At 72.4% G+C, this 19,802-nt stretch carries 15 protein-coding genes and 1 pseudogene; 3 read left to right on the top strand and 13 right to left on the bottom strand.

The features are described 5' to 3' along the window. Nucleotides 1-14 precede the first annotated feature (14 nt). The 7 genes from cimA to ACWCRJ_RS34155 form a co-directional block, all read right to left on the bottom strand. A complete protein-coding gene (cimA, locus tag ACWCRJ_RS34185; RefSeq protein WP_450942935.1) occupies nt 15-1,619 on the bottom strand; it encodes a citramalate synthase in 1,605 nt (534 codons plus the stop codon). 352 nt (nt 1,620-1,971) lie between these two features. Continuing rightward, on the bottom strand, nt 1,972-2,508 hold the full coding sequence (locus ACWCRJ_RS34180) for a TetR/AcrR family transcriptional regulator (protein WP_450942954.1): 537 nt from the start codon (nt 2,506-2,508) through the stop codon (nt 1,972-1,974). A 118-nt stretch (nt 2,509-2,626) separates the two neighbouring features. After that, nucleotides 2,627-3,673: an agmatine deiminase family protein gene (locus ACWCRJ_RS34175; protein WP_450942934.1), complete on the bottom strand. Its 1,047-nt coding sequence runs from the start codon at nt 3,671-3,673 to the stop codon at nt 2,627-2,629. An 11-nt stretch (nt 3,674-3,684) separates the two neighbouring features. Beyond that, nucleotides 3,685-5,364 carry an urease subunit alpha gene (locus ACWCRJ_RS34170; protein WP_450942933.1) on the bottom strand — a complete coding sequence of 560 codons (1,680 nt, stop codon included), beginning with the start codon at nt 5,362-5,364 and terminating at the stop codon, nt 3,685-3,687. Beyond that, nucleotides 5,361-6,041, bottom strand: coding sequence for an urease subunit gamma (gene ureA, locus ACWCRJ_RS34165; RefSeq protein ID WP_450942932.1), 681 nt, complete (start codon nt 6,039-6,041; stop codon nt 5,361-5,363). The genes ACWCRJ_RS34170 and ureA overlap by 4 nt, the downstream gene beginning before the upstream one ends. A gap of 153 nt (nt 6,042-6,194) precedes the next feature. Further along, nucleotides 6,195-6,707 carry a hypothetical protein gene (locus tag ACWCRJ_RS34160; RefSeq protein WP_450942931.1) on the bottom strand — a complete coding sequence of 171 codons (513 nt, stop codon included), beginning with the start codon at nt 6,705-6,707 and terminating at the stop codon, nt 6,195-6,197. 156 nt (nt 6,708-6,863) lie between these two features. Beyond that, nucleotides 6,864-7,202, bottom strand: a complete 339-nt coding sequence (locus ACWCRJ_RS34155) for a hypothetical protein (protein ID WP_450942955.1) — start codon at nt 7,200-7,202, stop codon at nt 6,864-6,866. On the opposite strand from ACWCRJ_RS34155, the pseudogene ACWCRJ_RS34150 reads away from it, so the two are divergent. Next, a pseudogene (locus ACWCRJ_RS34150) lies at nt 7,102-8,039 on the top strand (serine hydrolase domain-containing protein). The gene ACWCRJ_RS34155 and the pseudogene ACWCRJ_RS34150 sit on opposite strands and share 101 nt — an antisense overlap. Nucleotides 8,040-8,135: 96 nt before the next feature. Here ACWCRJ_RS34150 and ACWCRJ_RS34145 read toward each other — a convergent pair. Continuing rightward, nucleotides 8,136-9,224, bottom strand: coding sequence for a branched-chain amino acid aminotransferase (locus ACWCRJ_RS34145; RefSeq protein ID WP_450942930.1), 1,089 nt, complete (start codon nt 9,222-9,224; stop codon nt 8,136-8,138). A gap of 261 nt (nt 9,225-9,485) precedes the next feature. Continuing rightward, nucleotides 9,486-10,529, bottom strand: a complete 1,044-nt coding sequence (locus tag ACWCRJ_RS34140) for a 3-isopropylmalate dehydrogenase (protein ID WP_450942929.1) — start codon at nt 10,527-10,529, stop codon at nt 9,486-9,488. 153 nt (nt 10,530-10,682) lie between these two features. On the opposite strand from ACWCRJ_RS34140, the gene ACWCRJ_RS34135 reads away from it, so the two are divergent. Next, a complete protein-coding gene (locus ACWCRJ_RS34135; protein WP_450942928.1) occupies nt 10,683-12,257 on the top strand; it encodes a purple acid phosphatase family protein in 1,575 nt (524 codons plus the stop codon). 58 nt (nt 12,258-12,315) lie between these two features. On the opposite strand, the gene ACWCRJ_RS34130 is transcribed toward ACWCRJ_RS34135, so the two are convergent. From ACWCRJ_RS34130 to ACWCRJ_RS34120, 3 genes are all read right to left on the bottom strand, one after another. Further along, nucleotides 12,316-12,447 (bottom strand): hypothetical protein, encoded by a 132-nt coding sequence (locus tag ACWCRJ_RS34130; protein WP_005479955.1) that lies wholly within the window; start codon nt 12,445-12,447, stop codon nt 12,316-12,318. Nucleotides 12,448-12,778: 331 nt separating this feature from the next. Beyond that, entirely contained in the window at nt 12,779-14,410 is a 1,632-nt protein-coding gene (pruA, locus tag ACWCRJ_RS34125) for an L-glutamate gamma-semialdehyde dehydrogenase (protein WP_450942927.1), read from the bottom strand. A gap of 51 nt (nt 14,411-14,461) precedes the next feature. Then, on the bottom strand, nt 14,462-15,388 hold the full coding sequence (locus ACWCRJ_RS34120) for a proline dehydrogenase family protein (RefSeq protein ID WP_450942926.1): 927 nt from the start codon (nt 15,386-15,388) through the stop codon (nt 14,462-14,464). Nucleotides 15,389-15,531: 143 nt separating this feature from the next. Here ACWCRJ_RS34120 and ACWCRJ_RS34115 point away from each other — a divergent pair, with 143 nt between their 5' ends. Next, nucleotides 15,532-16,716 (top strand): PucR family transcriptional regulator, encoded by a 1,185-nt coding sequence (locus ACWCRJ_RS34115; protein ID WP_450942925.1) that lies wholly within the window; start codon nt 15,532-15,534, stop codon nt 16,714-16,716. Between the two features lie 54 nt (nt 16,717-16,770). On the opposite strand, the gene ACWCRJ_RS34110 is transcribed toward ACWCRJ_RS34115, so the two are convergent. Continuing rightward, on the bottom strand, nt 16,771-19,695 hold the full coding sequence (locus ACWCRJ_RS34110) for a helix-turn-helix transcriptional regulator (RefSeq protein WP_450942924.1): 2,925 nt from the start codon (nt 19,693-19,695) through the stop codon (nt 16,771-16,773). Nucleotides 19,696-19,802 lie beyond the last annotated feature (107 nt).

Raw genomic sequence — 19,802 nt, 5'->3', positions numbered from 1 at the left:
CGAGCCACCCGGGCCTACTCCGCCGGCTCGACGCCCGCGCGCAGCAAGCCGTACGTGTACGCGTCCTCCAGCGCCTGCCACGAGGCGGCGATCACGTTGTCGGCGACGCCCACCGTGGACCACTCGCCCGTGCCGTCCGTCGTGGAGATCAGGACGCGGGTCGTGGAGTTGGTGCCGTGCTTGCCCTCCAGGATGCGGACCTTGTAGTCGACCAGCTCCAGCTTGGCGAGCTGGGGGTAGATCTTCTCCAGGGCGACCCGGAGGGCGCGGTCGAGCGCGTTGACGGGGCCGTTGCCCTCGGCCGTGGCGACGATGCGCTCGCTCTTGGACCACAGCTTGACGGTGGCCTCGTTGGCGTGGCTGCCGTCGGGGCGGTCCTCGACGATGGCCCGCCAGGACTCGGTGCGGAAGTAGCGCTGCGGCTTGCCCGCGACCTCGTCGCGCAGCAGGATCTCGAAGCTCGCGTCGGCGGCCTCGTACGTGTAGCCCTTCAGCTCTCGCTCCTTGACCCGCTCGACGACGCGGCCCACCAGCTCGCGGTCGTCGCCGAGGTCGACGCCCAGCTCCTTGCCCTTGAGTTCGATGGAGGCGCGGCCCGCCATGTCGGACACCAGCATCCGCATGGTGTTGCCGACCTGCTCGGGGTCGATGTGCTGGTACAGGTCCGGGTCGACCTTGATCGCGGAGGCGTGCAGGCCCGCCTTGTGCGCGAAGGCGGAGACACCGACGTACGGCTGGTGCGTGGAGGGGGTGAGGTTGACGACCTCGGCGATCGCGTGCGAGATCCGCGTCATCTCCCGCAGGGCGCCCTCGGGGAGGACCTTTTTGCCGTACTTCAGCTCCAGCGCGGCGACGACCGGGAAGAGGTTGGAGTTGCCGACGCGCTCGCCGTAGCCGTTGGCGGTGCACTGGACGTGGGTCGCGCCGGCGTCGACGGCTGCCAGGGTGTTGGCGACCGCGCAGCCGGTGTCGTCCTGGGCGTGGATGCCGAGGCGGGCACCGGTGTCGGCGAGCACGGTGGCGACGACGGCCTGGACCTGCGCGGGGAGCATGCCGCCGTTGGTGTCGCAGAGGATCACGACGTCGGCGCCCGCTTCGGCGGCGGCGCGGACCACGGCCTTGGCGTACGCGGGGTTGGCGCGGTAGCCGTCGAAGAAGTGTTCGCAGTCGACGAAGACCCGGCGGCCCTGCGCGCGCAGGTGGGAGACGGTGTCGCGGACCATCTCCAGGTTCTCGTCCAAAGTGGTGCGCAGGGCGAGTTCGACATGCCGGTCATGGGACTTGGCGACGAGGGTGATGACCGGGGCGCCGGAGTCGAGCAGGGCCTTGACCTGCGGGTCCTCGCTCGCCTTGCCGTTCGCGCGGCGGGTGGCGCCGAACGCGACCAGCCGGGCGTGCTTGAAGTCGATCTCCTTCTGGGCGCGGGCGAAGAACTCGGTGTCTCGCGGGTTCGCGCCGGGCCAGCCGCCCTCGATGAAGCCGACGCCGAAGTCGTCCAGGTGCCGTGCGATGGCCAGCTTGTCCGCGACCGTGAGGTTGATGCCCTCGCGCTGGGCGCCGTCGCGCAGGGTGGTGTCGAAGACGTGGAACGAGTCGTCGAGCTCGCTGGTGTCCGTCATGGTCTCAAGGCTCCTGTGTTGGATCTCGGTCGTACCGGAATGACCGGCTCCACCGTCCTCCAATGATCCCTCGCGCTGCGCTCCCGGCTGAAGGTGGGCCAGAAAAGCGAAAAACCCCTCGCGGGTGCGAGAGGTCTGCGCGCGGGTCGAGAACGACGGTGTCCGCCCGTACCTGGTCGTACGAGGCGGTCACTGCGGACCGGCGCGCCTGCTGCCAATAATCATGGCGAACGAGAGCACGGGGGCAGTCTGGCACAGACCGGGCCCGCGCTCACCGTCCGTCTCAGGATGCGAACAGCGTGCTGATCATCGCGCGGTCACCGCGTGCGGCGTACGAGTCCGCGCGTCGCGCTCACCCCAGCGACTCGTCGAGGAACTCCCGCACGTGGGCGAGGATCTGGGCACGGTCCGTCCCGCGCAGGCCGATGGCCACATGGATGGAGAAGCCGTCGAGCAGGGCCCGCAGCCGGGCGGCGAACCGGTCCGGGTCGACCGCCCGGAACTCCCCCTTCGACACACCCTCCGCGAGCAGGGCCACCAGGTCGCGGTGCCAGGCGCCCTCGATGGCGGCCTGACGCTCACGGGCGTCGTCGTCGGCGTTCTGCGAGCGGTTCCAGACCTCCAGCCAGAGCGTCCAGTGGGGGTCGCGGTGGCCGTCGGGGACATACAGGTCGACGTACGCCGCCAGCCGTTCACGGACGGTGCCCGTGCGGGTGAGCAGCCGGGCGCGCTCGGCGCCGAGCCGGCCCTCGCTCCACTCCAGGGTCCGCAGCAGCAACTCGTCCTTGGAGTGGAAGTAGTAGAGGAGATGGCCGCTGCTCATGCCGACCTCCCGGCCGAGCGCCGCCATGGTGAGCTTCTCCAGGCCCCGCTCGGCGATCATGCCCATGGCGGCCCCGAGCACGTCCTCGCGGGGCGGGGCGGTGTTGCGGCGACGGGCGCTGTCCGGGCGTCCGTGCGCGGCCGGGGGCGGTGAGGGCGACTGTGGCGTGGTCATCCGTACGTTTCTACCTGACGCCCGTCCGCGGCTGCTGCTGGGTGACACAGTGGATGCCTCCGCCGCCCGCGAAGATCGTGCGGGCGTCGACGAGCGTGACCGTCCGCCGTGGGAACAGCCGGCCGAAGATGTCCGCGGCGGTCTCGTCGCGCGGGTCGTCGAAGCCGCACAGGACGACCCCGCCGTTGCAGAGATAGTGGTTGATGTAGGAGTAGTCGGCCCAGCGGCCGTCCGCTTCCAGCACGGTCGGGGCCGGGACCTCGACGACCTCCAGGCGCCGCCCGCGCGCGTCGGTCGCGGACCGGAGCAGTCCGATGATCTCCCGGGTGATCTCGTGGTCGGGGTGGGCGGGGTCCCGCTGGGAGTGGGCCACGACCACGCCGGGGCGCGCGAAGGCGGCGACGATGTCGACGTGGCCGAGCGTGCCGAAGCCGTCCGGGGGATAGTCGCCGGTGAGCCCGCGCGGCAGCCAGATCGCCCGGCGGGTGCCGAGGTGGGCGTGGATCTCCGCCTCGACCTCCTCGCGGGTCCAGCCGGGGTTGCGCTCCGGGCCGAGCTGGACGGTCTCCGTCAGCAGGACGGTCCCCTCGCCGTCGACATGGATCGCCCCGCCCTCGTTGACGAGCTTCGAGGCGTACGTTCGCGCGCCCGCGAGGTCCGCCACCTGCCCGGCTATCTCGGCGTCGTGCCCCCAGCGGGCCCAGGACTGGGCGCCCCAGCCGTTGAACGTCCAGTCGACGGCGGCGAGTTCACGCCCGTCGGTGACGAAGGTCGGCCCGATGTCCCGCATCCAGGCGTCGTCCAGCGCGCGTTCGACCGTGTCGACGCCGCCGCCCAGCAGGGTGCGCGCCTCCTGCGACTGCCCCGGCCCGCACACCACGGTCACGGGTTCGAAGCGCCGGACGGCACGGGCGACGGACGCCCAGGCCCGGCGGGAGTCCGCGAGGTCCGCCGGGTCCTCGAAGGTCGGGTTCGGTCCCGGCCACGCCATCCAGGTGCGCTCGTGCGGGGCCCACTCGGGCGGCATCCGGAAACCGTCGGCGGCGGGTGTGGTCATGGGACGGCTCCTCAGAGGAAGTACAGGCGGTTGAGCGGGACCGACTCGGCGGGCTCGGAGCGCAGCGGTTCGCCGTCGAGGGTGACCAGGCCGGTGCGCTGGTCCACGTCGACCGATCCGGTGCGGGAGTTGAGGCGCAGGTCGGCCGGGCCGATCCCGCGCGTGCCGCGCACGGCGACCCTGCGCCGCCGGGTCGGCATCGAGTCGCCGCCCCGGTCGAGGGCGGCCCGCGCGACGAAGGCGACGGAGAGGTCGGCGGGAGTGGCGCCGTACGCCCCGAACTGGGGCCCCAGCACAAGGGGTTCGCAGGTGTCGGTGGCCGCGTTCGGGTCGCCGACGACGCCGTACGCGGGGAAGCCGGACTTGAGCACGAGCTGGGGTTTGGCCCCGAAGTACTCCGGCCGCCACAGCACGAGGTCGGCCAGTTTGCCGACCTCGATCGAACCGATCTCGTGCGAGAGGCCGTGGGCGATGGCGGGGTTGACGGTCAGCTTGGCGATGTACCGCAGCACGCGCTCGTTGTCGTGGCCGTCGTCCGGGGCGCCCAGCTCGGCCTTCATCTTCCCCGCCATCGCGAAGGTCCGGCGGACGGTCTCCCCCGCACGGCCCATCCCCTGCGCGTCGGAGGAGGTGATGCCGATCGCGCCCAGGTCGTGCAGGACGTCCTCGGCGCCCATCGTCCCGGCGCGGATGCGGTCGCGGGCCAGGGCCGCGTCGCCGGGCAGGTCGGTCTTGAGGCCGTGGGCGGCCACGATCATCCCGTAGTGCTCGGCGACGGCGTCCCGGCCGAAGGGGAGGGTGGGGTTGGTGGAGGAGCCGATGACGTTCGCGACCCCGGCCATCTTCAGGACGTTCGGCACATGCCCGCCGCCGCAGCCCTCGATGTGGAACGCGTGGACCGTGCGGCCCTCCAGGACGCGCAGGGTGTCCTCGACCGACAGGCACTCGTTCAGTCCGTCGCTGTGCAGGGCGACCTGGACGTCGTGCTCCTCGGCGACGCGCAGCGCCGTGTCCAGCGCGCGGGTGTGGGCGCCCATGTCCTCGTGCACCTTGAAACCGCAGGCCCCGCCCTCGGCGAGCGCCTCCACCAGCGGGGCGTCACCGGACGACGAACCCCGGCCGAGGAAGCCGATGTTGACCGGCCAGGCGTCGAACGCGTTGAACGCGTGCCGCAGTGCCCAGGGCGAGTTGACCCCGACACCCCAGACCGGCCCGAACTCCTGCCCGATGATCGTCGTCACCCCGGAGGCCAGCGAGGCCTCCATGATCCGCGGCGACAGCAGATGGACATGGGTGTCGACGGCTCCGGCGGTGGCGATCAGCCCCTCGCCGGACACGATGGACGTACCCGTGCCGACGACCACCTCGACCCCGTCGAGGGTGTCGGGGTTCCCGGCCCGCCCGATCGCGCTGATCCGCCCCTCGCGGATGCCGATCGACACCTTCCGGACGCCCTGCACCGCGTCGATCACCACGACATTGCTGATCACGACGTCACAGGTCTCCCGGACGGCGGCCGCCTTGAGGTGCAGTCCGTCCCGCGCGGTCTTCCCGAAGCCGGCCAGGAACTCGTCGCCGTACCGCTGGGAGTCCGACTCGACCCGGATCACGAGCCCCGAGTCGCCGAGCCGGATCCGGTCGCCGGCGCGCGGGCCGTGGGTGGCGGCGTACCCGTACGGATCGACGCTCATCGGTCCGCCCCCAGATATCCGCAGGCGGCGGCCCGGCGCAGGGCCTCGTCCTTGGCGCCGGGCGCGTCCAGCTCCCCGTCGACGAGGCCGGCGAACCCGATCGCGATCCGCTCGCCCCCGACCGGCAGGAGCCCGACCTCGACCCGCTCCCCCGGCCCGAACCGCACCGACGACCCGGCGGGGACGGCGAGCCGCATCCCGTAGGCCGCCGACCGCGCGAAGTCCAGCCGTGGGTTGGCCTCGAAGAAGTGGAAGTGGGAGGTGACCGAGACGGGCACACCGGCGGTGTTGGTCACCGTGAGCCGCACGACGGCCTCCGGGTCCGCGTGCGCCGGGCCCGGCAGGAGCGCACCGGGGGCGGGACCTCCCGGTGCGCCGCCGATCGGGTCCGGGACGACGGCCAGCCGTGACCCGTCCTCGAACACCGCCTCGACATGCACCTCCCGCACGATGTCCACCACGCCGGGCAGCACGTCGTCGGGTTCGAGCAGGCCGCGCGCCCGCTCGATCGCCTCGGCGAGCCGCAGCCCGTCCCGCGCCGCCTCACACACGGCGTCCGCGACGAGCGCGGTCGCCTCGGGCACGTTCAGCCGCAGTCCGCGCGCACGACGGGCCCGGGCCAGTTCGGCGGCGCCGAAGAGGAGCAGGCGGTCGCGTTCGGTGGGGGTCAGTCGCATCCGGCGACACCTCCTTGCGATCCATTACTTAGAACGTCACTCTAAACATGGTTCGCAGGAAAGCGGAAGCGTATGGCGGCCACGCATCGGGACAGCAGCGTCTGACTGCGTGAATGTGAGCGGATGACAGGAGAACGTGATTCGAGTACCGCTCTAATGGTTGCGAGACGCGTCGTAGTGCACGATCCGGGTGTCCCGTACCTCCTCGTCCTCGGTGAGCGCGCCGGAGGACAGGGCCCCGCCCAGGAGCGCGGTGAGCGAGAGCGCCGCCACGGCGAGGACGCGCCGACGCCCGGGCCGCGGCAGCGAGTCGGGCCGCGCCGGGGACGCGGGCCGGGGCAGGCCGACACCGGGTGGCCGCACGGCTGCCGCGGCCCGGACCTCGTCCGGGCCGCAGGCGATACGGCGCCGCGCGTCCGTCCATGCCTCGGCCTCGGCCCCGCGCAGTCCACAGGCCGCGACGAACGCGGCGAGCGGTTCCTCGCGGGGAAGGCGTTCGCGGCCGAGCATGGTCGCCGCCGTGGAGTGGGGCAGGACGTGACCCGCGTCGGTCGCTCGGCGCTCCAGCCGGCGATAGCTCAGACCCGACCAGGCCTTGAGACGCCGGAGGGCCGCGACGAAGGCGGCGGGATCGGTGTCGGGCGGTGCGGGCGGTGCGGTGGTCATCGGGGTCCCCCTCGCTGAGCTGGACAGACACGGACTCGTACAAGCTCGAACACCCCCACAGCTTGAGGAGGCGGGAGATCGGCGGTCAACCTCGGTGCGCATCGCCCCGCTTCGGAGACCACTGGGAGGTCATATGGGTCCGCCCCGCCGTTCACCTCAGCCCCGTACGAGGGTCGGGAGCGCCGCGCTGCTCGCGGCGGCACTGGCACTGGCACTGGCACTGGCACTGGCACTGGCACTGGCACTGGCACTCGGGATGCTCGCTCCCCTGCCCGGCGACGGCCCGGCGCCCGACGCCGCACCGCCCCGCGCCGGCGCCTCGATCGCCGACTTCGTCCGCCGCACCCTGCCGCAGGGCGGAGGCGGCACCGTCGTCGCCGCGCGCGGCGACCAACTGGCGTACTGCGCGGGCTTCGGCACGGCCGACCGCGAGGCCGGGACCGCGGCGAGCTGCCGCACGGTGTACGACGTCATGTCGATGACCAAGCAGTTCACGGCCGCCGCGATCCTCAAGCTGGAAGTGCGGGGCCGGCTCCGGGTGTCCGACCGCATCGACCGTCACCTGGGGCCGGTGCCGCAGGACAAACGCGGTATCACGGTCGAGCAGCTGCTCACCCACACCTCCGGTCTCGTGGAGGGGCTCGTGACGACTACGCCCCCGTGTCGCGCGAGGAGTTGGTGCGCGGGGCGCTGGCATCGAAGCTCCGCTCCGCGCCGGGTACGCGATTCCACTACTCCAACACCGGCTACAGCCTGCTCGCCGCGATCGTGGAGAAGGCGTCCTCGGAGGGCTACGAGGAGTTCCTGGCCCGGCACCTGTTCGCTCCGGCCGGGATGAAGCGGACCGGATACGTGCTGCCCCGGTGGCCACGGCGGCTCGTCGCGGTGGAGTACGACGACCGGGGGCGGAGCATGGGCAGGCCCTTCGACCACCCCTGGGCCGCCGACGGGCCCCACTGGAACCTGCGCGGCAACGGCGGGATGCTCTCGACCGCCGAGGACGTGTTCCGCTGGCACCGCGCGCTGCTGGGCGAGGAGATCCTGCCGGCGCGGGCCCGGGACAAGCTGTTCGAGCCGCGGGTCCGGGAGCCCGGCTCGACGAGTTCGTACGGCTACGGCTGGAGCGTGCGGGACACCCCCGACGGCCCCTTCGCCTGGCACGACGGCGGCAACGACTGGTCCCTCGGTCTCCTCGGCCGCTCACCGGCCGACGGCGTCCTCGTCTTCTGGATCAGCAACCAGGCCTACCGGGACGGGGAATGGAACCTGGAGGACGTGGCGCAGGAGCTGACCCTGGGGCTGGTGGAGCGGGTGCGGGCGGAGGGGGCATGAGGAGCCGCGCCGCCGAGCGCCCGGTGGCGGCCGAGGAGTGCCCCGTGGCGGCCGGGCAGGGGCCCGGCCGCCACGCGAGACGTGAACTCCGCGTACTCAGCCCAGCTCGTGCATCCAGCCGTGCTTGTCCTCCACCGTGCCGCGCTGGATGTTCAGCAGCGCCTCGCGGAGCTTGAGCGTGACGGGGCCGGGCTCACCGGCCGACTGCTGCCAGCTGGCGCCGGTGCGCTTGACCGTGCCGACGGGGGTGATGACGGCGGCCGTACCGCAGGCGAAGACCTCGGTGAGGGCGCCGCTCTCGGAGTCGGCCTGCCACTGGTCGATGGAGATCCGGCCCTCCTCGGCGCTGTGGCCGAGGTCGGCGGCGACGGTGAGGAGCGAGTCGCGGGTGACGCCTTCCAGGATCGAACCGGTGAGGGTGGGCGTGACGATCCGGTCGCCGTAAACGAAGTACAGGTTCATGCCGCCCAGCTCCTCGACCCACTTGCGCTCGACCGCGTCGAGGTAGCAGACCTGGGCGCAGCCCTCGGCGGCGGCCTCGGCCTGGGCGAGCAGGGAGGCCGCGTAGTTGCCGCCGGTCTTGGCGTCGCCCATGCCGCCGGGGACGGCGCGGACGTGGTCCTCGGAGACCCAGATGGAGACGGGCTTCACACCCCCGGGGAAGTAGGCGCCGGCCGGGGAGGCGATGACCAGGAAGAGGTACTCGTTGGCGGGCTTGACGCCCAGGCCCACCTCGGTGGCGATCATGAAGGGGCGCAGGTAGAGGGACTCCTCGCCGCCGTGGGCCGGGACCCAGGCCTGGTCCTGCCGCACCAGCGCGTCACAGGCCTCGATGAACGTCTCGACCGGCAGCTCCGGCATCCCGAGCCGGCGGGCGGAGGCCTGGAAGCGCGCCGCGTTCTTCTCCGGCCGGAAGGTGGCGACGGAGCCGTCCGGCTGCCGGTAGGCCTTCAGTCCCTCGAAGATCTCCTGCGCGTAGTGCAGGACCATGGTGGCCGGGTCGAGGGAGAGCGGCGCGTACGGAACGAGCTGGCCGTCGTGCCAGCCCCGGCCCTCGGTCCACTTGATCACGACCATGTGGTCGGTGAAGTGGCGGCCGAAGCCGGGGTCGGCCAGGACCGCGTCGCGCTCCGCGGCGGAGAGTGGCGAGGCCGAGGGCTTGAGCTCGATCGTGGGCGTCGTCATGAGTGGTTGTCCTTCACCGGTTGTGTGTGACGGGCCGCGCTCACATCCGCACTGCCGGTGGCGAGTGCTCGGACGTCCGAGCATTGCCTCATTCAGCGGCTCCGCGTTCGATTATCGCAAGCGGAGTCCGCGGAAGAAAACGGCGTGAATGCGACCCAGGGATGATGGTGACACCCGGCGGGACCATGGGGAAGCCATACGGAAGCCGCCGGGTGCTGGTGCGACCCGGCGGCTTCGAGAGAATTCGAGTGGCGCGGCGGGTCAGCCGGCTACTCGTACGGCGAGGGCGTCGCCGATCTCGTCCGTCGAACGGGCGGGCTTGCCGACGCGCTCCGCGAGGTCGGCGGAGACGGCCTCCTCGATCGCCGTGGCCTCGGCCTCGAAGCCGAGGTGGCGCAGGAGCAGGGCGACCGACAGGACCGTGGCGGAGGGGTCGGCCTTGGCCTGGCCGGCGATGTCCGGGGCCGAGCCGTGCACGGGCTCGAACATGGACGGGAACTCGCCCGAGGGGTTGATGTTGCCGGAGGCCGCGACGCCGATGCCGCCGGAGACGGCCGCGGCGAGGTCGGTGATGATGTCGCCGAAGAGGTTGTCGGTGACGATCACGTCGAAGCGGGCGGGGTCGGTGACGAGGTAGATCGTCGCCGCGTCCACGTGGATGTAGTCGGTGGTGACCTCGGGGAACTCCTCGGCCACCTTGTTGAAGATGTTCGTCCACAGGTGACCGGCGAAGGTCAGCACGTTGTTCTTGTGGACGAGGGTGAGCTTCTTGCGCGGGCGGGCCTGGGCGCGGGCGAACGCGTCACGGACGACCCGCTCGACACCGAAGGCCGTGTTGACCGAGACCTCGGTGGCGACCTCGTGCTCGGTGCCCTTGCGGATCGTGCCGCCGTTGCCCGTGTACGGGCCCTCGGTGCCCTCGCGGACCACGACGAAGTCGATCTCGGGCTGGCCGGCGAGCGGGGTGGCGACACCGGGGAGCAGCTTCGACGGACGCAGGTTCACATGGTGGTCGAAGGCGAAGCGGAGCTTGAGCAGGAAGCCGCGCTCCAGGACCCCGGAGGGGACGCTCGGGTCGCCGATGGCGCCCAGCAGGATCGCGTCGTGCTGCTTCAGCGCGTCGAGGTCGGCCTCGGTGAGGGTCTCACCGGTGGCGTGGTAGCGCTGGGCGCCGAAGTCGTACTCCTTGGTCTCCAGCTTCACATCCTGCGGAAGGACGGCGGAGAGGACCTTGAGCCCCTGGGCCACGACTTCCCTACCGATGCCGTCACCGGGGATCACTGCGAGATTGAGGCTGCGAGACATGACGGCACCGTACTCCTTGTCCCACGGGATGACATGCGCTGTCCGCGATACGGACGCGCGAGGGGGCCGCCGGAGGGTGACGGTGCCCACACGTCACCCCACGTTCACCCGTACGGGGGGCGGGCGTTGGGATTCGCTGGGAACTTCGTCCCCATGGAAATACCCGACTTCGGCATCCCGCCGCAGCTCGCGCGCCGGATGAGCATGGCCGAGCAGCACGAGTACCTGCGGACGAAGCTGACGCGGCGCCGCACGCTGGTGACGGCGGGCTCGCTGGCGGCGGGCGGGCTGCTGGCCGGCTGCGGCGGCTCCGGTTCGCCGAACTCGACGCCCTCGACGACCTCCGCCCCGTCGCCCGCCACCTCCCGGCTGCCCGGCTCCGCCGTCGTCCCCTTCGGCCGCCATCTGGCCTTCGGCGGCGATCCCAGGAAGGAGATGCGGATCTCCTGGCAGGTGCCGGTGGCGGTGCGGAAGCCGTACGTGCGGGTGGGGCTGAAACCCGAGGAACTGAGCCGGAAGATCGACGCCGAGATCCGCGACCTGCACACGCCGGGGGTCGAGGGCGTGCGCCTGGAGCTGGAGCAGTACTACGTGCACGCGGCTCTGGACGGCCTGCGCCCCGGCACGACGTACTACTACGGCGTCGGCCACGAGGGCTTCGACCCGGCCTCCCCGGCCCACCGCTCGACGATCGCCACCTTCCGTACGGCGCCCGCGACCCCCGAGAAGTTCGTGTTCACCGCGTTCGGCGACCAGGGCGTCGGCAGCGCGGCCGCGGCCAACGACAACCTGATCGCCCGCCGGAAGCCCGCCTTCCACCTCCACGCCGGCGACATCTGCTACGCGAACGGCAACGGCAAGGGCGTCACGTCGGACGGCTACGACCCCGGGTTCTGGGACCTGTTCCTCAAGCAGAACGAGTCGGTGGCCAGGTCCGTGCCGTGGATGGTGACGACCGGCAACCACGACATGGAGGCCTGGTACTCGCCGGACGGCTACGGCGGCCAGCTCGCCCGCTGGTCCCTCCCGGACAACGGCTTCGACCCGCGCACGGCACCGGGCGTGTACGCGTTCACCTACGGCAACGTCGCCTTCGTGGCGCTGGACGCCAACGACGTGTCGTACGAGATCCCCGCCAACTTCGGCTACACGGGCGGTCGGCAGACCAGATGGCTGGACAGGACACTGGGTGAGCTGCGGACCGCGAAGGGCGTGGACTTCGTCGTCGTCTTCTTCCACCACTGCGCCTACTCGACGTCGTCGCACGCCTCCGACGGCGGCATCCGCGACACCTGGCTGCCGCTGTTCGCGGAGCACCAGGTGGACCTGGTGATCAACGGCCACAACCACGTCTACGAGCGGACCGACGCCGTCAAGGGCGGCGAGGTCGGCCGGGCGGTCCCCATCGGCGCGTCGACCGACCCGACCCGGGACGGGATCGTGTACGTCACGGCGGGCGGCGGCGGGCGCGATCTGTACGGCTTCCCGTCCGGCGTCAAGGAGAGCTACGAGGGACACGTGACCCGCCACGACGCCGTCGAGACGTTCGCGTGGACGAAGTCCCGCAGGTCGAAGGCGGAGACGGTGGAGTGGTCGCGGGTGCGCTACCGGGGCTTCTCGCTGCTCTCGGTGGAGGCGGAGAGCGGCGCGCGTCCGGCCCTGAAGGTGTCGGCGCTGGCCGAGGACGGCAGGCGGATCGACCACTTCGAGGTGCGGCGCGGCGCGTGAGCCGTCCGCTCACGGCCGCACCGCACCCCGAACACGGGTGCGGCTCCCGGCAGGGGGCTCAGTGCCCGGTCGAACCGCCGTTGTCCCTGCGGTCGAGGGCGCGCTGGAGGGCGGCGGCGGCGTTCTTGCGGTCGGACTCGGTGGTCCGGGAAACGTGACGGACTCGGCGGCGGACGGTCGTCTCGGCCATGGGGAATCGACTCCTTCGAGGCATTCCGGAGTTCGGAAACGGGAGGTGTACGAGACGCCGGAAGGGGCGGGGAGCGGGGCCGCAGGGGTTGCCTGCCTAGGGCTCCGGCTCACGACCGCCATTCGCTGGATCGAGCGAGACGTTCGGCTCCTACAAAGCTAGGCGAGGTAGGCGCATCTGTCTCCACAGTTAGTCGGACTTCCTACTATCTGAGACGGTGGATTGGGTCACACATCGCTGACCTGGCCTTTTCCCATCCGTCACATCGTCGCGCCCCCGGTCCCGGGTCACGGGAACGGGGGCGCGACGAGCGGCGGGCCAGGTGTCCGGGTCAGCCCATGTGCGGGTACGTGTAGTCCGTCGGCGGGACCAGGGTCTCCTTGATGGCGCGGGTCAGGGTCCAGCGCATCAGGTTCTGCGGGGCCCCGGCCTTGTCGTTGGTGCCCGAGGCGCGGCCGCCGCCGAAGGGCTGCTGGCCGACGACGGCGCCGGTGGACTTGTCGTTGATGTAGAAGTTGCCGGCCGCGTAGCGGAGCCTGTCCATCGTGTACGCGGCGGCCGCTCGGTCGCCCGAGATCACCGAACCCGTCAGGGCGTAGGCGGACACCGACTCCATCTGGGTCAGCATCTCCTCGTACCGGTCGTCCTCGTAGACGTGCACGGCGAGGAACGGGCCGAAGTACTCGGTGGTGAAGACCTCGTTGGCCGGGTCGGTGCACTCGACGACGGTCGGGCGGACGAAGTACCCGACGGAGTCGTCGTAGGAGCCGCCCGCGACGATGGTGCAGGCCGGGTCGGACTTGGCGCGGTCGATGGCGGCCTTGTTCTTGGCGAAGGAGCGTTCGTCGATGACGGCGCCGACGAAGTTGGACAGATCGGTGACGTCGCCCATGGTCAGGTACTCGACCTCGGCGGCGAACTCCTCCTTGAAGCCCGAGTTCCAGATCGACGCCGGGATGTACGCCCGGGAGGTCGCGCTGCACTTCTGGCCCTGGTACTCGAAGGCGCCCCGGGTGAGGGCGGTCTTGAGGATCGCGCGGTCGGCGGACGGGTGGGCGACCACGAAGTCCTTGCCGCCGGTCTCGCCGACCAGCCGCGGGTACGAGCGGTACTTCTCGATGTTCGCGCCGACCGTCTTCCACAGGTACTGGAAGGTCTTCGTCGAGCCGGTGAAGTGGATGCCGGCGAGGTCGCGGTGCTCCAGCGCGACCTCGGACACCTCGATGCCGTCGCCGGTGACGAGGTTGATGACGCCCTTGGGCAGGCCCGCCTCCTCCAGCAGCCGCATGAGCAGCACGGCGGCGTGGGTCTGCGTGGGGCTCGGCTTCCAGACCACCACGTTGCCCATGAGGGCCGGGGCGGTCGGCAGGTTGCCCGCGATGGCGGTGAAGTTGAAGGGGGTGATCGCGTAGACGAAGCCTTCGAGCGGGCGGTGGTCGAGACGGTTCCAGACGCCCGGGGAGTTGGCCGGGGGCTGCTCGGCGAGCAGGTCACGGGCGTACTTGACGTTGAAGCGCCAGAAGTCGACCAGCTCGCAGGGACAGTCGATCTCGGCCTGCTGGGCCGTCTTCGACTGGCCCAGCATGGTGGAGGCGGCCAGCGTCTCGCGCCAGGGGCCGGCGAGCAGCTCGGCGGCGCGCAGGATGATCGCCGCGCGGTCGTCGAAGGACATCGCGCGCCAGGCGGGCGCGGCGGCGAGGGCCGCGTCGATGGCGTCCTGGGCGTCCTGCCGGGTCGCGTTGGCGTAGGTGCCGAGGCGGGCCTTGTGGTTGTGCGGCTGCACCACGTCGAAGCGGTCGCCGCCGCCCATCCGCCGCTCGCCGCCGATGGTCATCGGCAGGTCGACCGGGTTCTCGGCCAGTTCCTTGAGCCTGGCCTCCAGCCGGGCCCGCTCGGGCGAGCCGGGGGCGTAGCCGTGCACCGGCTCGTTGACGGGGGTGGGGACCTGGGTCACAGCGTCCATGATTTCCGTAACTCCTTGACGTGAGCGGTGTCCTGAACGGGCGGTGTCGGCTCAGCCCTTGCTGATCATCGAGCGGACGAAGAAGCGCAGGTTCGCCGGCTTCTCCGCGAGGCGGCGCATGAAGTAGCCGTACCAGTCGGTGCCGTACGCGGTGTAGACGCGCATGCGGTGCCCCTCGGCGGCGAGCCGCAGGTGCTCGTCGCCGCGGATGCCGTAGAGCATCTGGAACTCGTACTCGTCCGGTTTGCGTCCGGCGCGGTGGGCGAGTTCCTGGGTGATGGAGATGAGGCGCGGGTCGTGCGACCCGATCATCGGGTACCCCTCCCCCTCCAGGAGGATCTTCAGGACGCGTACGTACGCCTTGTCGATCTCGGCCTTGTGCTGGAAGGCGACCTCGGCGGGCTCCTTGTACGCGCCCTTCACCAGCCGCACCCGGCTGCCGTTCGCGGCGAGGCGGCGGGCGTCGGTCTCGGTGCGGAAGAGGTAGGCCTGGATGACGCAGCCGGTCTGCGGGAAGTCCCGCCGCAGCTCGTCGTGGATGGCGAACATCGAGTCGAGGGTGGTGTGGTCCTCGGCGTCGAGCGTGACCGTCGTCCCGATCGCGGCGGCGGCCTCGACGACCGGCCGGATGCCTGCGAGGGCCAGCTCGTGGCCGCCCGGGAGGGCCTGGCCGAAGAGGGAGAGCTTGACGGACATCTCGGCGCGCTCGCCGAGCTCCAGCTCCTTCAGCCGGTCGATCAGCTCCAGATAGGCGTCGCGGGCGGCGGCGGCCTGCTCCGGACGGGTGATGTCCTCGCCGACGACGTCCAGGGTCACGTCGAGGCCCTTGGCGGTGAGGTCCCGGACGACCGGGACGATGTCGTCGACCCGCTCCCCGGGGATGAAGCGGTCGACGACCTGCCTGGTCACCGGCGCCGCCGAGATCAGGCGTCGTATCCGGCCGCTGCGCGACGCGGCGAGAATCACGGGACCCAGCACGGGGCACCTCCACAGACCAGCAGACAGAACCACCGTGAAACCTAAGGATCCCGCCGATCGTCGGCCATCGACAGCTGTCACGCATCCGTGCCGCAGATCTCAGACAAGTGTATGAAGACCTATCGGTACGGGAGAATGCCCGCGTGACGCCGGAACCCGCATCGCCCCACCCCGTGGGCGACTACCAGGACCTCGTCGACGAGATCTCCGAGCTGCTCGGCGCCCCGGCGACGCTGGAGAACCGCGACTTCGAGCTGATCGCCTTCGGCGCGTACGACAGTGAGGGCGACCTCGATCCGTCCGACCTGGACCCGGTCCGCACCCGCTCGATCCTGACCCGCCGCTCGACGACGGCGGTGCGGGAGTGGTTCGAGGGCTTCGGCATCACCCGGGCGACGGCCCCGGTCCGTATCCCGCCGACTCCGGCGGCGGGGGTGCTCCGGGGCCGCGTCTGCCTGCCCGTACGCCATCGCGGTGTCGTGCTCGGCTACGTCTGGCTCCTGGACGGCGATCCGGGCCCGACCGACGCCCAGCTCGCCGCCGCGATGGCGGTCGCCGCCCGCATCGGCGCCCTCCTCGCGGACGAGGCCCAGGCGGGCGCCGACCTCACCCGGGAGCTGCGCGCGGTCCTGACCGCCGGGCGCGACTGGGAGCGCGACATGGCGGTGGCGGAGCTGCGCACGGCTCTCGGCCCGCGCGGCGACGGTGTCCACGCGATGGTGTGCGTGGCCCCCTGGCCGTCCGCCGACCCCGACGACGCCCCGTCCTTCCGTACGGTGCCGGGGGCGACCGCGCTGTGCACGGTGCCGTGGGGCACGGCGGGCCGGGGCCTGGCCCTGCTGGTGCGGTTGCGCTCGGCGGACGTAGCGGCGCCGGCGCTCTCGGCCGCCGCCCGGCTCCTGGAGCGCGCGGGCGCGCACGCGGCGGCGGGGGTCTCGGGCGCCCGTGCGGGCCTCGCCGAGCTGGGCACCGACTGGCGGGAGGCCTCCGCGGCGGCGCGGGCGGCGCTGGCGGAGCCGCGTCTCGGCCCGGTCGCCGAGTGGCACTCCATCGGCCCCTACCGGCTGCTCACCGCGCTCCCTCCCGGGACCCCGCAGGACCCCTGTGTCCGCCTCCTCCTCACCCCGGCCCACCGCGAACTCGCCCACACCGCCGAGGTGTTCCTCGACCGGGCGGGCCAGGCGGGCCGCACCGCGGCCGAGCTGGGCATCCACCGCCAGACCCTCTACTACCGGCTCTCCCGCGTCGAACAGCTCACCGGCCTGCGTCTGACGGACGGCGAGGACCGGCTGCTGCTGCACATGGCGCTCAAGGGGGCGCGGCTCTGACCTCCGGTCCGGTCGGCGGAGCGTCCTCCCCCGGTCTCCGTCACCCCGTCGTGATCAACCCGTCGTGATCAACCCGTCCCGATACGCGATGGCCACCGCCTCCGTACGGCTGGCCGCGCCCAGCTTGGCCAGGATGTTGGACACGTGCACACTCGCCGTCTTCCCGGTGATGAACAGTTCGTCGCCGATCTGCCGGTTGGTGCGCCCGAGCGCGAGCAGCCGCAGGACATCGCCCTCCCGTGCGGTGAGCGCGGGTACGGCCCCGGCCGCCGGGGCCTGTGCCAGCCGTGCCCGACGGACCAGCGCGTCCAGGTCGGCGCGCAACGCCACGGCCCCCAGCCGGTCGGCGCTCTCCCCCGCCGCCCGCGCCTCGGCCCCGGCCTCCTCCCGCTCGCCCGCTTCCGCCAACGCCTCCGCCAGCCGCAGCCGGCACCGCGCCCGCTCGTACGGATCACCGAACGCGAACGCGTCCACCACCGCGCGCCATGCCTCGACATCGGGCCCGGTCCGCACCCGCGTCCACTCCGCCTCGGCCCGGCTGAGCCACGCCAGCCCCTCCGGCCCCTGCCGGCCCCCGTCCTCCCCCTCGGCGGCGGTGATCCGTGCGGCCCGCACCAGCTCATCGCCGGTGGCCGTCCAGTGGCGTACGCCCTCCTCGTCGCCGGCCGACCGCCGCCGCGCCGCCGCGTCCGCGATCGCCCCGAGGGTGAGCGCCGCCAGCCGGACCGTCGCGTCGGGCCGGACCCCGGCCAGCTCGGTGAGCGTCGCGACGCTCGAACGGTACTGGGCGACCGCGGCCTCGGGGGCGTGCCGCAGGAGGGCCGCCTCGGTGAGGACGATGCCCGCGACGAGGCAGGTCATGAAGTCGGGCGGCCCGTCCAGGAGCGCCCGCGCCCGCTCCGCGGCACCCTCGTCGCCGCGCGCGAGGCGCACGTACAGGGCGGGCCCGACCGCGTAGCCGCCCGCCACGGGGAGCCGGTCGGCCTCGGCCGCCGAACGGACACACTCGTCCCAGCGGCCCAGCGTGTAGAGGCACAGGGAGTGGAGATAACGCATCTCCACCGGGTACGGGGAGGAGAGCATCCCGGTGCGACCCGCCCGCCCCAGCCCCTCGGAGAGCCAGTCGAGGCATTCGTCGAGGTCGCCGGATTCGAAACAGCCGACGGCGAGGTTGAACAGGGCGCGCATCTCCACCGGGACGTTCCCCGCCCGCCCGGCCAGCTCACGGGCGTCCTTCAGCCGCGCACGGCCCGCCCGGGTACGCCGGTTGCTCCGGGGGTCGAGGCCGACGACGGAGATGACCAGGTCGGCCTCGGCGTCGGCCAGTCCGAGCCGCCCGGCGACGCCCAGCGCCGCCTCCGCGACCCGCCCGGCCTCCTCGTCCTCCCCCACGTACCGCGCCGCCATCACATGCGTGGCCGCCGCCCACACCCAGGTACGGGACGGGGGCTCGGCGGGGATCATCGCCAGCGCCTCGCTGCTGTACCGGAACGCGGCCTCCAGGTTGTCCACGCGCATCAGGTCACCGGCGAGGGTGTAGCGCACCCGGGCGGCCAGTTCGGAGCCGGCGTCCGGGCCGGCTCCGGCGAGCGCCGAGCGGGAGAGGGAGACGGCACGGTGGTTCTCCCCGGCGCGCGCGGCGGCGGACGAGGCGCGCAGGGTGAGGGTGACCGTGTCGAGGTCCCGGGGCAGGACCCCGCACTCCACGGACGACCACAGATCGAGGGCGGCCTCCAGATGCCGCAGCTCCTCGGCGGGCGCCCCGATGCCGTGCGCGTGATCGGCGGCCTCGACGGAGGCGGCCAGCGCGTCGGCGAGGTCATGGCTCTCGCGCGAGTGGTGCGCCCGTTCGGCGCTCTCCCCCGGCCGGCCCCGGCGGGCCAGCAGTTTCGCGAACACCCCGTGCAGGCGCACCCGTTCGCCCGGCAGCAGATCCGTGTAGACCGCCTCCCGGGTGAGGGCGTGCCGGAACTCGTACGTCGATCCCTCACCCGGCAGCAACAGTTGCCGGCCGACCGCCTCCCGCAGCGCCGACTCCAGCTCGTCGTCGGGGAGTTGGAGGGCCTCCCGCAGCAGGTCGTGCCCGACCCGGCGGCCCGCCACGGCCGCCGTGCGCAGCACCTGCTGGGCGGCGCCGGGCAGTTGCTCGATCCGGATCAGCAGGAGGTCGGCCAGCCCGCTCGGCAGGACCGCCCCCGGCTCGTCCGCCGTCGCGGCCAGCAGTTCCTCCGCGTAGAAGGCGTTGCCCTCGGCCCGCTCGACGATCCGGCCGACCGTGGCCTCGGACAGCGGCTCGGCACGCAGCGAACGCACCAGCCGCGCGACCTCCTTGTCCGGCATCGGCCGCAACTCCAGCCGCTCCACGGCGGGCAGCCGCACCAGCTCGGCGAGCAGCGGGCGCAGCGGGTGGCGGCGGTGCAGGTCGTCGGCGCGGTAGGAGGCGAAGACGGCGAGGCGGTGGGGCGCCACGCCCGGGGTGGGGCGCTGGAGGACGCCCCGGCTGAGCAGGAAACGCAGCAGGTCCCGTGAGGACTGGTCGGCCCAGTGCAGGTCCTCCAGCACGAGCAGGGCGGGGGTCGTCTCGGCGAGGTCCGTCAGCAGGGCGGCGATGCCCTCGAAGAGCTGGAGCCGGTCGCCGCCGTCGGCTCCGCCGCCGAGGAGACGGCCGGTCGCCGGGTGCGCCTGGAGGAGCGGCGCGAACCGCTCGTCCGCGGCCAGGGCACCGAGAATCTCGGTGAACGGCAGATAGGGCAGTCCGACGTCGCCGAGGTCCACGCAGTGGCCGGTGAACACGACGGTGCCGTTGCGCGTCGCGTACGCCGCGGCCTCCGCGAGGGTCCGGCTCTTGCCGACCCCCGCGTCCCCCGCGACCAGCACGGCCCGGGGCTCCCCGGCCGCGGCCCGGTCCAGCACGTCCCTCAGCCGGGCCATCTCGGAGTCCCGCCCGACGAACGGCGCGTACACGATGCTCTGAGCCACGCCGCCATCCTGGCACGTCCCTCATCTCCGGAGGGAATGCCCGGTGCGGGGCCGGTGGGGGCTGGTCGCGCAGGGGCCTGGTGCTTTCAGGGGCGCGGGGACTGCGC

The sequence above is a fragment of the Streptomyces sp. NPDC002324 genome (assembly GCF_053593335.1).
This window is presented reverse-complemented; position numbering and strand designations above follow the sequence as displayed.

Excerpts from the sequence above, each read along its gene's own strand:
- ACWCRJ_RS34130 (WP_005479955.1), bottom strand. The coding sequence starts at position 12,447 with ATGGCCGAGACGACCGTCCGCCGCCGAGTCCGTCACGTTTCCCGGACC.
- ACWCRJ_RS34175 (WP_450942934.1), bottom strand. The coding sequence starts at position 3,673 with ATGACCACACCCGCCGCCGACGGTTTCCGGATGCCGCCCGAGTGGGCC.
- ACWCRJ_RS34170 (WP_450942933.1), bottom strand. The coding sequence starts at position 5,364 with ATGAGCGTCGATCCGTACGGGTACGCCGCCACCCACGGCCCGCGCGCC.
- cimA (WP_450942935.1), bottom strand. The coding sequence starts at position 1,619 with ATGACGGACACCAGCGAGCTCGACGACTCGTTCCACGTCTTCGACACC.
- ACWCRJ_RS34140 (WP_450942929.1), bottom strand. The coding sequence starts at position 10,529 with ATGTCTCGCAGCCTCAATCTCGCAGTGATCCCCGGTGACGGCATCGGT.
- ureA (WP_450942932.1), bottom strand. The coding sequence starts at position 6,041 with ATGCGACTGACCCCCACCGAACGCGACCGCCTGCTCCTCTTCGGCGCC.
- ACWCRJ_RS34135 (WP_450942928.1), top strand. The coding sequence starts at position 10,683 with ATGGAAATACCCGACTTCGGCATCCCGCCGCAGCTCGCGCGCCGGATG.
- ACWCRJ_RS34145 (WP_450942930.1), bottom strand. The coding sequence starts at position 9,224 with ATGACGACGCCCACGATCGAGCTCAAGCCCTCGGCCTCGCCACTCTCC.
- ACWCRJ_RS34160 (WP_450942931.1), bottom strand. The coding sequence starts at position 6,707 with ATGACCACCGCACCGCCCGCACCGCCCGACACCGATCCCGCCGCCTTC.
- ACWCRJ_RS34180 (WP_450942954.1), bottom strand. The coding sequence starts at position 2,508 with ATGGGCATGATCGCCGAGCGGGGCCTGGAGAAGCTCACCATGGCGGCG.
- pruA (WP_450942927.1), bottom strand. The coding sequence starts at position 14,410 with ATGGACGCTGTGACCCAGGTCCCCACCCCCGTCAACGAGCCGGTGCAC.